This is a genomic window from Bradyrhizobium sp. PRIMUS42 (assembly GCF_023006515.1).
GTDB lineage: Bacteria > Pseudomonadota > Alphaproteobacteria > Rhizobiales > Xanthobacteraceae > Bradyrhizobium.
In genome coordinates, this window is record NZ_JALBGZ010000130.1 from 1 (window position 1) to 11520 (window position 11520).

Annotated in this window: 12 protein-coding genes; 3 read left to right on the top strand and 9 right to left on the bottom strand. The window is 63.8% G+C overall.

Going from position 1 to position 11520, the window contains the following annotated elements; translation table 11 throughout:
• The 7 genes from MOV75_RS13010 to zapE form a co-directional block, all read right to left on the bottom strand.
• On the bottom strand, positions 1 to 261 hold a 261-nt coding region (locus tag MOV75_RS13010), incomplete at its 3' end, for a biotin/lipoyl-containing protein (protein ID WP_309486937.1).
• A gap of 177 nt (positions 262 to 438) precedes the next feature.
• Entirely contained in the window at positions 439 to 3408 is a 2970-nt protein-coding gene (locus MOV75_RS13015; protein ID WP_247005882.1) for a 2-oxoglutarate dehydrogenase E1 component, read from the bottom strand.
• A gap of 137 nt (positions 3409 to 3545) precedes the next feature.
• Positions 3546 to 4430: a succinate--CoA ligase subunit alpha gene (gene sucD, locus MOV75_RS13020; RefSeq protein ID WP_247005884.1), complete on the bottom strand. Its 885-nt coding sequence runs from the start codon at positions 4428 to 4430 to the stop codon at positions 3546 to 3548.
• 33 nt (positions 4431 to 4463) lie between these two features.
• Positions 4464 to 4943: a DUF1579 domain-containing protein gene (locus MOV75_RS13025; RefSeq protein ID WP_247005886.1), complete on the bottom strand. Its 480-nt coding sequence runs from the start codon at positions 4941 to 4943 to the stop codon at positions 4464 to 4466.
• A gap of 4 nt (positions 4944 to 4947) precedes the next feature.
• Entirely contained in the window at positions 4948 to 6144 is a 1197-nt protein-coding gene (sucC, locus tag MOV75_RS13030) for an ADP-forming succinate--CoA ligase subunit beta (protein ID WP_246925377.1), read from the bottom strand.
• A gap of 220 nt (positions 6145 to 6364) precedes the next feature.
• Entirely contained in the window at positions 6365 to 7333 is a 969-nt protein-coding gene (gene mdh, locus MOV75_RS13035) for a malate dehydrogenase (RefSeq protein WP_008145224.1), read from the bottom strand.
• A gap of 254 nt (positions 7334 to 7587) precedes the next feature.
• Entirely contained in the window at positions 7588 to 8772 is a 1185-nt protein-coding gene (gene zapE / locus MOV75_RS13040) for a cell division protein ZapE (RefSeq protein ID WP_247005888.1), read from the bottom strand.
• A 173-nt stretch (positions 8773 to 8945) separates the two neighbouring features.
• Here zapE and MOV75_RS13045 point away from each other — a divergent pair, with 173 nt between their 5' ends.
• Together MOV75_RS13045 and MOV75_RS13050 are read left to right on the top strand one after the other, a co-directional pair.
• On the top strand, positions 8946 to 9200 hold the full coding sequence (locus tag MOV75_RS13045) for a type II toxin-antitoxin system VapB family antitoxin (RefSeq protein WP_247005890.1): 255 nt from the start codon (positions 8946 to 8948) through the stop codon (positions 9198 to 9200).
• Positions 9200 to 9604, top strand: a complete 405-nt coding sequence (locus tag MOV75_RS13050; RefSeq protein ID WP_246925368.1) for a type II toxin-antitoxin system VapC family toxin — start codon at positions 9200 to 9202, stop codon at positions 9602 to 9604. Before MOV75_RS13045 ends, MOV75_RS13050 begins: the two co-directional genes overlap by 1 nt.
• A 17-nt stretch (positions 9605 to 9621) precedes the next feature.
• Here the strand turns inward: MOV75_RS13050 and thpR are convergent, their stop codons facing one another.
• Both thpR and MOV75_RS13060 read right to left on the bottom strand, forming a co-directional pair.
• Entirely contained in the window at positions 9622 to 10158 is a 537-nt protein-coding gene (gene thpR / locus MOV75_RS13055; protein ID WP_246925364.1) for an RNA 2',3'-cyclic phosphodiesterase, read from the bottom strand.
• 172 nt (positions 10159 to 10330) lie between these two features.
• Positions 10331 to 10975: an arylesterase gene (locus tag MOV75_RS13060; protein WP_246925383.1), complete on the bottom strand. Its 645-nt coding sequence runs from the start codon at positions 10973 to 10975 to the stop codon at positions 10331 to 10333.
• Positions 10976 to 11030: 55 nt separating this feature from the next.
• Here MOV75_RS13060 and MOV75_RS13065 point away from each other — a divergent pair.
• Positions 11031 to 11520: ABC transporter ATP-binding protein (locus MOV75_RS13065; protein ID WP_247005893.1), on the top strand; the 490-nt coding region annotated here is incomplete at its 3' end.

Below are 11520 nucleotides of genomic sequence, written 5' to 3' on the forward strand. Positions count from 1 at the left end.
CGCGGCGGCAGGCTTCGCAGCACCGGCGCCATCGGTGATCTGGCCGAGCAGTGCGCCGACCGCAACGGTCGCACCATCGGCGGCGATGATCTCGCTCAGCGTGCCGGCGGAGGGCGCCGGGACTTCGATGGTGACCTTGTCGGTCTCGAGCTCCACCAGGGGCTCGTCGACAGCGACGGGATCGCCGGCCTTCTTGAACCAGCGGCCGATGGTGGCCTCGGTGACGGATTCGCCGAGCGTCGGCACACGAATTTCAGTCATGGTCTTTGTCCTTAGGGATCGCCAATGCGGTCATAAGTGCGGATGCCATCGCCTGCGAAAAGCAAGCCATCCAGCAAACCGGACGCTCGTACACTGCACGGACGTCACGGCGTACTGGATGCCCCGCTCCAGTGCGCTGGTTGCGCACGAGGCGGGGCATGACGCAGTTCAAAAAGTTCAGCTCAGTGCTTCGTCCAGGAACGCCTTCAACTGCGCCTGATGCTTGGACATCAGACCCGTGGCGGTCGCAGCGGAAGCGGCGCGGCCGACATAACGCGGACGCCGGCTCGCGCCGTTCACCTGGTTCAGCACCCATTCCAGATAGGGCTCGATGAAGTGCCAGGCGCCCATGTTGCGCGGCTCTTCCTGGCACCACACCACTTCGGCCTTCTTGAAGCGCGACAGCTCGGCCACCAGCGCCTTCAGCGGCACCGGATAGAGCTGCTCGACGCGCATCAGGTAGATGTCGTCGATGCCGCGCTTCTCGCGCTCCTCGTAGAGGTCGTAATAGACCTTGCCGGAGCACAGCACGATGCGGCGGATCTTCTCGTCGGGAACGAGCTTGGTCGCCTCGCTCGGCTGCATCTGGGCGTCATCATAAAGGATGCGGTGGAAGGTCGTTCCCTTCGCGAGCTCCTCGAGACGCGACACCGCCCGCTTGTGACGCAGCAGCGACTTCGGCGTCATCAGGATCAGCGGCTTGCGGATCTCGCGATGGAGCTGGCGCCGCAGCACGTGGAAGTAGTTCGCCGGCGTGGTCGGGTAGACCACCTGCATGTTGTCTTCGGCGCACATCTGCAGATAACGCTCGAGGCGCGCCGAGGAATGCTCCGGCCCCTGGCCTTCATAGCCATGCGGCAGCAGGCAGACCAAGCCGGACATGCGCAGCCATTTGCGCTCGCCCGAGGAGATGAACTGGTCGAACACGACCTGCGCACCGTTGGCGAAGTCGCCGAACTGGGCTTCCCAGAGGGTCAGCGTGTTCGGCTCCGCGAGCGAGTAGCCGTATTCGAAGCCGAGCACGGCTTCTTCCGACAGCAGCGAGTTGATGACCTCGTAATGGCCCTGCTCGTGGCCGAGATGGTTGAACGGCGTGTAGCGACTCTCGTCTTCCTGGTCGATCAGGACGGAATGACGCTGCGAGAAGGTGCCGCGCTCGGAATCCTGGCCCGACAGGCGGACATGGTGGTTCTCGTTGAGCAGCGTGCAGAACGCCAATGCCTCGCCGGTCGCCCAGTCGATGCCGGCGCCGGTGTCGATCGCCTTGGAGCGGTTCTCCAGGAAGCGCTGGATGGTGCGGTGGGCGCGGAAACCGTCCGGCACCCTGGTGATCTTGCGGCCGATATCCTTCAGCTCGGCGATGTCGACGCCGGTCACGCCGCGGCGCGCATCCTCTTCCTGGTCGGCAATCTTGAAGCCGGCCCACTTGCCGTCGAGCCAGTCGGCCTTGTTGGGCTTGTAGCCGGAGCCGGCCTCGAGCTCGGCATCGAGCCGCGCACGCCAGTCGGCCTTGGCCTTGTCGACCTCGCCCTCGGTCAGCACGCCTTCGCTGATCAGGCGGCGGGCGTAGAGCTCGAGCGTGGAGGGATGGGCCGCGATCTTCTTGTACATCACCGGCTGGGTGAAAGCCGGCTCGTCGCCTTCGTTATGGCCATGCCTGCGGTAGCAGAACATGTCGATGACGACCGGCTTGTGGAACTTCTGCCGGAACTCGATCGCGACCTTGGCCGCAAACACGACGGCTTCCGGATCGTCGCCGTTGACGTGGAAGATCGGCGCGTCGATCATCTTCGCCACGTCGGACGGATAGGGCGAGGAGCGCGAGTAGCGCGGATAGGTGGTGAAGCCGATCTGGTTGTTGACGATGAAGTGCACGGAGCCGCCGGTGCGGTAGCCCTTCAGGTCGGACAGACCGAAGCATTCAGCCACCACGCCCTGGCCGGCGAACGCGGCATCGCCGTGCATCAGCAGCGGCAGCACCGAGATGCGCATGTCCGGCGGATCGCCGTGCTGGTCCTGCTTGGCGCGGACCTTGCCGAGCACGACGGGATCGACGATCTCGAGATGCGAGGGGTTGGCGGTCAGCGACAGATGGATGCGGTTGCCGTCGAACTCGCGGTCCGAGGACGCACCGAGGTGGTACTTGACGTCGCCGGAGCCTTCGACCGCATCGGGGTTGGCCGAGCCGCCCTTGAACTCGTGGAATAGCGCGCGGTGCGCCTTGCCCATCACCTGGGTCAGCACGTTGAGGCGGCCGCGATGCGGCATGCCCAGCACGATCTCCTTCACGCCGAGATTGCCACCGCGCTTGATGATCTGCTCGAGCGCGGGGATCAGCGATTCACCGCCGTCGAGGCCGAAGCGCTTGGTGCCGGTGAACTTGGTGTCGCAGAACTTCTCGAAGCCCTCGGCCTCGATCAGCTTCATCAGGATGGCGCGGCGGCCTTCGCGGGTGAACGAGATTTCCTTGTCCGGACCCTCGATGCGCTCCTGGATCCAGGCCTTCTGCGCGGCGTTGCTGATGTGCATGAACTCGACGCCGAGCGTCTGGCAGTAGGTGCGCTCGCAGATCGCGGTGATCTCGCGCAAGCTGCCGTATTCGAGACCGAGCACGTGATCGAGGAAGATCTTGCGATCGAAATCGGCTTCGCTGAAACCGTAGGTGCGCGGGTCGAGCTCTTCGCGGTTGCGCGGGGCCTCGATGCCGAGCGGATCGAGCTTGGCGTGGAAGTGGCCGCGCATGCGGTAGGCGCGGATCAGCATCAGGGCGCGGACGGAGTCGCGCGTCGCCTGGAGCAGGTCGGCCGAGGAGAGACCGGCGCCCTTGTCGCCTCCCTTGGCCTGCGCCTTGGCCGCGATCTTGGCACCGACCGCCTTCTCGACCTCGGCCCAATTGCCGTCGAGGGCGGAGGTCAGGTCATCCTGCGGGGGCAGCGGCCAATTGGCGCGCTCCCAGGACGGGCCCTCGGCGTTTTTCCGGACGTCCGCAGGCTGGTCGTTCAGGCTCTTGAAGAACTCCTGCCACTCGGCGTCGACCGAGGACGGGTCCTTCTCGTAGCGGGCGTAGATTTCGTCGATGTAGGTGGCGTTGGTGCCCTGCAAAAAAGAGGACAAGGCAAAGGCTGCGTTCGCGTCCTGGCGAGACATACTGGAGTTCCTGGCGATTTCGGTTCGCGCATAATAAACGGCGCTGGCACCGAGCTCCCCGGCAGAGGCTCGGCGCGACAGGCACCCTTTACCCTATTTGCTGCGAAACTTCGCCCGGAAAAGTACGAAGAAGTGAATTAGCCCTTCAACTTTTCGGCAAGCGTATGGCCGAGGCGGGCGGGAGACGGGGACACTGTAATCCCTGCCGATTTCATCGCGTCGGTCTTGGAACCGGCGTCACCCTTGCCGCCCGAGATGATCGCGCCGGCATGGCCCATGCGGCGGCCGGGAGGTGCGGTCACGCCGGCGATGAAGCCGACCATCGGCTTCTTGCGGCCGCGCTTGGCCTCGTCCTTGAGGAACTGGGCGGCGTCCTCCTCGGCGGAACCGCCGATCTCGCCGATCATGATGATCGATTCGGTCTTGGGGTCGCCGAGCAGCATTTCCAGCACGTCGATGAACTCGGTTCCCTTGACCGGGTCGCCGCCGATGCCGACCGCGGTGGTCTGGCCGAGGCCTTCCTGGGAGGTCTGGAACACGGCTTCATAGGTCAGCGTGCCGGAGCGGGAGACGATGCCGACCGAGCCGGTCTTGAAGATGTTGGCGGGCATGATGCCGATCTTGCACTCGCCGGCGGTCATGACGCCCGGGCAGTTCGGCCCGATCAGACGCGACTTGGAACCGGCCAGCGAACGCTTCACCCGCACCATGTCGATCACGGGAATGCCCTCGGTGATGCAGACTATCAGCGGGATCTCGGCGTCGATGGCTTCGCAGATCGCGTCAGCCGCGCCCGGCGGCGGCACGTAGATCACCGATGCATCGGCGCCGGTCTTCTCACGCGCCTCGCGCACGGTGTCGAACACCGGCAGGCCCAGATGCGTCGAGCCGCCTTTGCCCGGCGAGGTGCCGCCGACCATCTTGGTGCCGTAGGCAATCGCGGCCTCCGAGTGGAAGGTGCCGTTCTTGCCGGTGAAGCCCTGGCAGATGACCTTGGTGTTCTTGTCGATCAGGATGGACATGAGGTCTGCTTTCGCGAACTAACGAGTGAGAGGTCAGTGGATGCGGCGGTAGACGCCGGTGAGCACGTCGGCCCAGCCTTCCGCGTCCGGCGAGAACTGGATCTTCAACGAATAGGAATTGTCGTCGATGATTTCGTAGACGTGGCGCGCATTGCCGCGGAGCGAGCCGCGCACCAGCGTCAGGGTCTTGCCGACCCACCCGCCGGAAGCGGGCGAGGGCGGCGTGTAACCGAGCGAGTCGTACCAGAACAATTTGTAGGTCCGGTCGTCGCGGTCGTAGGTGAAGAGGCCGTGGGTGGCAAAAACCTGCTTGCCGTCGCGCATCTGGACACCGTCCTGGATCAGGTAGAACCCATTGAGATCCATGCGCGCGACTGTGCGCGATGTCGCCGGCCCGCCCGCCGTCCAGCGCGACGGGAAGACCACCTCTTCGCCATCCCATTCGCCGGCGAACGCTGCGAGACGCGCGTGCTCGGGAAGCGGAGATGATGCGGCGAGATGGTCCTGGGCCATGGCCTTAGCCTCCCTTGACGGCCTTCACGATCTTCTGCGCGGCGTCGTCGAGATTGTCGGCCGGCACCACGTTCAGTCCGGATTCACGGATGATCTTCTTGCCGAGCTCGACATTGGTGCCTTCGAGGCGGACCACCAGCGGCACGCTGAGGCCGACTTCGCGAACCGCGGCCGTGACGCCCTCGGCGATCACGTCGCACTTCATGATGCCGCCGAAGATGTTGACCAGGATGCCCTTCACGTTGGGATCCGCGGTGATGATCTTGAAGGCGGCCGCGACCTTCTCCTTGCTGGCGCTGCCGCCGACGTCGAGGAAGTTCGCCGGCGCCATGCCGTAGAGCTTGATGATGTCCATCGTCGCCATGGCGAGACCGGCGCCGTTGACCATGCAGCCGATGTTGCCGTCGAGCGTGACGTAGTTGAGGTCGTATTTCGACGCCTCGATCTCCTTGGCGTCTTCCTCGGTCTCGTCGCGCAGCGCGAGCACCTCGGGATGGCGGAACAGCGCGTTGTCGTCGAACGACACCTTGGCATCGAGCACGCGGAGCTGGCCCTGCTTGGTCACGACCAGCGGGTTGATCTCCAGCATCGACATGTCCTTGGCGACGAACGCCGTGAACAGCTGGGCGGTGAGCTTCTCGGCCTGCTTGGCGAGATCACCGGAGAGCTTGAGCGCATTGGCAACCGTGCGGCCGTGATGGCCCATGATGCCGGTGGCGGGATCGACCGAGAAGGTGACAATCTTCTCGGGCGTGTTGTGCGCGACGTCCTCGATGTTGACGCCGCCTTCGGTCGAGACGACGAAGGAGACGCGCGAGGTCTCGCGGTCGACCAGGAGCGAGAGATAGAATTCCTTGTCGATGTCGGAGCCGTCCTCGATGTAGAGGCGGTTGACCTGCTTGCCGGCCGGGCCGGTCTGGATCGTCACCAGCGTGGCGCCGAGCATCTGCTTGGCGAATTCGGAGACCTCCGCGGCCGACTTGGCGATGCGGACGCCGCCCTTGTCGCCGGCCGAGGCTTCCTTGAACTTGCCCTTGCCGCGGCCGCCGGCGTGGATCTGGCTCTTCACCACCCAGACCGGACCGGGCAGCGCCTTGGCGGCGGCTTCCGCGTCCGCGGGCTTCAGGACGGGCACGCCCTTGGAGATCGCTACGCCGAACTCGCTGAGCAGCGCTTTGGCCTGATATTCATGGATATTCATATGGTCGCTCCCTGAACCCGCGGGCGGTGACCTCTGGGGCCCACCTCAGTCTTGTGGCTGGCATACCATATACCACAGGAACTGCAACCTGGATTCTTTGACATCGATCTCTGGACTGCCGAACCCGGAACCCGCCAAGCCTTCAACACGTGATGCAGCCAGGCCCCGGAAATGAAACCGCCGAAGACCGGGTTTCGGTCTTCGGCGGGATTGTTGCGCCTTAGCGGCCGAGAAGATCGGGGGCGATCTTCTTGCAGGCGTCGACCAGGCCCTGCACCGCGCCGACCGACTTGTCGAAGGCCTCGCGGTCCTTGCCGGCGAGCTCGATCTCGACGACGCGCTCGACGCCCTTGGAGCCGATCACGACGGGCACGCCGACATACATGTCCTTCACGCCGTATTCGCCGTTCAGGTACGCGGCCGAGGGCAGCACGCGCTTCTTGTCACGCAGATAGCTCTCGGCCATCGCGATCGCGGAAGCGGCCGGCGCGTAGAAGGCCGAGCCGGTCTTGAGCAGGTTGACGATCTCGGCGCCGCCGTTGCGGGTGCGGTCGACGATCTCGTCGAGACGCGCCTGCGAGGTCCAGCCCATCTTGACGAGGTCGGGCAGCGGAATGCCGGCGACGGTGGAGTACTTCACCAGCGGGACCATGGTGTCGCCATGGCCGCCGAGCACGAAGGCGGTGACGTCTTCGACCGAGACGTTGAACTCATCGGCGAGGAAGTAGCGGAAGCGCGCCGAATCCAGCACGCCGGCCATGCCGACGACCTTCTTGTGCGGCAGGCCGGAAGCCTTCTGCAGAGCCCAGACCATCGCGTCGAGCGGATTGGTGATGCAGATGACGAAGGCGTCGGGCGCATACTTCTTGATGCCGGCACCGACCTGCTCCATGACCTTGAGGTTGATGGAGAGGAGGTCGTCGCGGCTCATGCCGGGCTTGCGCGGCACGCCGGCGGTGACGATGCAGACCTTGGCATTATCGAGCGCCTCGTAGGAATTGGCGCCGGTGTAATGCGCGTCAAAACCGTCGACCGGCGAGGACTGCGCGATGTCGAGCGCCTTGCCCTGCGGCACGCCCTCGGCGATGTCGAACATCACGACATCGCCCAGTTCTTTCAGGCCGATGAGGTGAGCCAGCGTTCCACCGATCTGACCGGAGCCAATCAAAGCAATCTTGTCGCGCGCCATGTGAGCCTGTCCTTTAGACACGTAAGGAGGGGAAAACTGAGAGGGTGGTTATCCCTTTCGCTTCCCCCGTTCAAGTCGCCGGATGCCCATTTGTCAGGCTTGCCGCGAGAGCAGCCATACCGGGTCCGTCATTCCGGGAAGCGCCGACAGGCGCAGGCCCGGATTCCATCGGGCAGCAGAAAATTGTGGCGCGATGGATTCCGGGCTCGCGACTTCGTCGCGCCCGGGAAAATGACAGCGCTGACAAATAGGACTTAAGTCTCCACCAGACCTTTGGTGGAGCCGCTTGCGGTGGAATCCTTGCGGCCGTGAGCCAGCGCCAGATAGGATTCCGAGCTCATCTCGATCAGGCGCGACGCCGTCCGCTTGAACTCGTTGGCCTCGTTGCCCTCGTCGGCGAGGTAGAGCGAAATCGGGTTGGCATCGGCCGAGGCCATCAGCTTCACGGCATTGTCATAGAGCGTATCGATCAGCGTGATGAAGCGCTTGGCGGCATTGCGCTGGGAGAGATCCATCACTGGAATATGGTCGACCAGGATGGTGTGATAGTCGTGCGCCAGCCTGAGGTAATCGGATGCGCCGAGCGGCTTCTCGCAGAGGTCGGCGAACGAAAACCGCGCCACGCCGTGAGCCGAGCACGGTACGTGCAGGATGCGGCCCTTGATCGAAATATCGCGCGACCTGCATTTGGCGCCGCCCGACATCCGCGACCAGGCGCGGTCGAGCGCGGCATCCGCATCGCTATTCGCCGGCGTCAGCCACATCGGCACGCCCTGGAGCTTCTCAAGCCTGAAGTCGGTGCGTGCATCGAGCCGCGCGACGTCCATGCGGTCGGTGATGTTCTTGATGAAGGGCAGGAACAGCGACCGGTTGAGGCCGCCTTTGTAGAGATCGTCGGGGGCGACGTTGGAGGTCGCGACCACGACGGTGCCGAGTTCGAACAGTTTTGCGAACAGGCGCCCCAGGATCATCGCATCCGCGATATCGGTGACGTGGAATTCGTCGAAGCAGAGCAGCCAGCTTTCCTCGAAGATCGCATTCGCGGTCAGCGCGATGACGTCGCCGTCGGCGATCTCGCCGCGCGCGATGCCCTGGCGATAATCGTAGATGCGCTCATGCACGTCGGCCATAAATTCGTGGAAATGCGCGCGCCGCTTGTGCTCGACGGATGAGTGCTGGAAGAACAAATCCATCAGCATCGTCTTGCCGCGACCGACCTCGCCGTGGATGTAGAGGCCGCGCGGCGCCTCATCCTTGTCGCTGCTGAACAGGCGGCTGAGCAGACCCTGCTTGCGCAGCGGCCTGTAAGTAGCGAGGCGCTGGTCGAGCGCCGCATAGGCCTCGGCGACCTCGGCCTGCGCGGCATCCGGCTCGATCGCGCCGGAGGCGATCTGGGCCTGATAGGCTTCGCTGAATGGGGAACTGGGGGTCGAGAGCATGGCCCTTTACCGCCAGAGACCGGCGGAAATTGCAACTGCGTATTGGCGCAACAGGTTATGCGCTCTTTCATTAATGCAGAGACCAGTCGCTTGCCCGAGCCGTCCTCGTAGAACTCCGATCTTGCTTTTCGGTGAGGTAGAATATACCTATGGAGGAACCTAGGAACCTCGACATGGCGCTGAGCATCAAGGACCCCGAAACGGAGCAATTGGCGCGGAGTCTCGCGCAATTGACCGGCGAGAACATCACGACCGCAACCAAGCGCGCCATTGAGGAGCGATTGCGCCGGCTCAACGCTCAAACACGCAAGGACGCGTTGCTTGAGGACATGGCCGAGATCAGGCGGCGCTGGAGCGAAATGCGCGTCGTGGACGACCGCACGCCCGAGGAAATTGTCGGATATGACGAGAATGGATTGCCTCGCTGATGGTGATCGATACATCGGCGATCGTGGCGATCGCACTCAATGAAGCCGAGGCGCCGGATATTGAGCAACTGATCGTCGACGATCCGATCCGCCTGATCTCTGCGGCGACGGTGCTTGAAGCAACGATGGTGATCGAGACGCGGCTGGGCGATGCCGGCGGGCGTGAGTTCGATCTTTGGCTCGTCAAGATCGGCGCCGAGATCATTGCGGTTGATGCCGTGCAAGCCGATGCAGCACGGCGCGCCTGGCGGCGCTACGGGAAGGGGCGACACGCCGCGTCGCTCAACTACGGTGATTGCTTTTCTTATGCGCTGGCCATGTCCCGCGGCGAACCTCTGTTGTTCAAAGGCGAGGACTTCGCGAAGACGGATGTCAGCCGATCAGGCGCGACGCCGCTCCGTTAACGCGGCAGGGTGCAGCGCTACTCACACAGCTCGTACGCATCCTCGACCACATACGGGCCGCCACCCGTCGATGCGCGTGAGGAGAACAGCACGAAGCGCTCCGCCATGAACGCCTTGCTCGGGAAGTAGCCGCGCAGCGAGAGATAGTCGGCGACGTCGCGGTCGGTGGCGTCGTGCAACCGGGCCAGCGTGACGTGCGGAATGAACTTGCGCCCCTCCGGGTTGAGGCCGATCCGCTGCATCATGCGCTCGAGCTCGGCCTGCAATTCCATCAGCGGCTTGCTAGGCGCGATGGTTGCGACCACCGCGCGCGGCTTGCGTCCGCCGAAACTCTGCAAACCCTGCACTTTCACCTCGAACGGCTTGCGGTCGACGCGAAACAGCATCGAGGCGATCTCGTTGGCGGAGACGCCGTCGATATCGCCGATGAAGCGCAAGGTGACGTGATAATTTTCGGGATCGATCCACCGGGCGCCGGGAAGGCCACCCCTCAAGTTGGAAAGCGACTGGCCGATCTCGGCCGGAATTTCCAGACCCGTAAACAAACGCGGCATCGTTTCGCACTCCCGATGCTTGGGTACAATCCCTGAGCAGGATCATATCCAAATTAGAGCCGGCGACGAATCACCGGTACCCCGATTCCTATCTCAGTTGTGTGACTCTGCGAAGCTTGGCCCGCGTTACCCCGGTAAAACCCTGGGTATGAAGGTTGGCGCTGCCTGCATTTCAACTTCGTTGCCCAGCGATCGTGCCAATGAATGCCTCCACCGTGGGCATGATGTTGCCAACGATGATGTCGACGCCGGCCGCGGTCGGATGAATGCCGTCGGCCTGGTTGAGCTTGGCGTCGGCGGCGACGGCATCGAGGAAGAACGGATAGAGCGGCACGTCGAATTTCTTCGCAAGATCCGGATAAATCGAATTGAAGCGCGCGGCATAATCGGCGCCGTAATTTGGTGGCGCCAGCATGCCGCACAGCATAACCGGAATCTTGCGCGCCTTGAGCCGCTGGATGATGTCGGTGAGCGCGGCGCGCGTCAAATCGGGATCGATGCCGCGCAGCGCATCGTTGGCGCCGAGCTCGACGATGACGCCCTCGGTTCCTTCCGGCACCGACCAGTCGAGCCGGTCGCGGCCGCCGGAGGCGGTGTCGCCGGACACCCCGGCATTGGTCATGTCGACCGCTATGCCTTTGGCCTGCAAGGCTTTTTGAAGTTTTTGAGGGAACGCCTCCTGGGCCGGGAGGCCGAGACCGGCACTTAAGGAATCGCCGAGAACCACCAACTTGATCGGCTTGGCGGCCGGCTGTGCCTGTGCCGACGCGTTTGTCGCAATCGTCATCAAAGCGAGCATCAACACGGCTATGTGCATGAACAATCCGTAACGCCTCTCGACCGCGCTATCGGAGTTGCCATATGACCGGACCATGGACACTCGCATCGAAACCTCTTCGCTCGCCGCTGCCGCGGACACCATCGCCATCTCCAACGTCAATCTCTCATTGGGTACGGGCGCGGCACGCGTTCACATCCTCAAGGATATCAGCCTGCGGGTCGCCTCGGGCGAGACGATCGGCCTGATCGGCCCGTCAGGCTCGGGCAAATCCACGCTGCTGATGGTGATGGCGGGGCTGGAGCGTCCTGATAGCGGAGAGGTGGTGGTCTCAAGCACGCCTTTCAATGCCCTCGACGAGGACGCGCTGGCCCGCTTCCGCGGCCGCCAGGTCGGCATCGTCTTTCAGTCCTTCCATCTGATCCCGACCATGACGGCGCTGGAGAACGTCGCCGTGCCGCTCGAACTCGCCGGCAATCCGGACGCCGCAAGGCGCGCGGCGCAGGAGCTGCAATCGGTCGGACTTGGCGATCGCCTGCACCACTATCCGACGCAGCTCTCCGGCGGCGAGCAGCAGCGCGTGG

Excerpts from the sequence above, each read along its gene's own strand:
- MOV75_RS13050 (WP_246925368.1), top strand. The coding sequence starts at position 9,200 with ATGGTGATCGATACATCGGCGATCGTGGCGATCGCACTCAATGAAGCC.
- MOV75_RS13060 (WP_246925383.1), bottom strand. The coding sequence starts at position 10,975 with ATGCACATAGCCGTGTTGATGCTCGCTTTGATGACGATTGCGACAAAC.
- sucC (WP_246925377.1), bottom strand. The coding sequence starts at position 6,144 with ATGAATATCCATGAATATCAGGCCAAAGCGCTGCTCAGCGAGTTCGGC.
- sucD (WP_247005884.1), bottom strand. The coding sequence starts at position 4,430 with ATGTCCATCCTGATCGACAAGAACACCAAGGTCATCTGCCAGGGCTTC.
- zapE (WP_247005888.1), bottom strand. The coding sequence starts at position 8,772 with ATGCTCTCGACCCCCAGTTCCCCATTCAGCGAAGCCTATCAGGCCCAG.
- thpR (WP_246925364.1), bottom strand. The coding sequence starts at position 10,158 with ATGCCGCGTTTGTTTACGGGTCTGGAAATTCCGGCCGAGATCGGCCAG.
- MOV75_RS13045 (WP_247005890.1), top strand. The coding sequence starts at position 8,946 with ATGGCGCTGAGCATCAAGGACCCCGAAACGGAGCAATTGGCGCGGAGT.
- mdh (WP_008145224.1), bottom strand. The coding sequence starts at position 7,333 with ATGGCGCGCGACAAGATTGCTTTGATTGGCTCCGGTCAGATCGGTGGA.
- MOV75_RS13015 (WP_247005882.1), bottom strand. The coding sequence starts at position 3,408 with ATGTCTCGCCAGGACGCGAACGCAGCCTTTGCCTTGTCCTCTTTTTTG.
- MOV75_RS13025 (WP_247005886.1), bottom strand. The coding sequence starts at position 4,943 with ATGGCCCAGGACCATCTCGCCGCATCATCTCCGCTTCCCGAGCACGCG.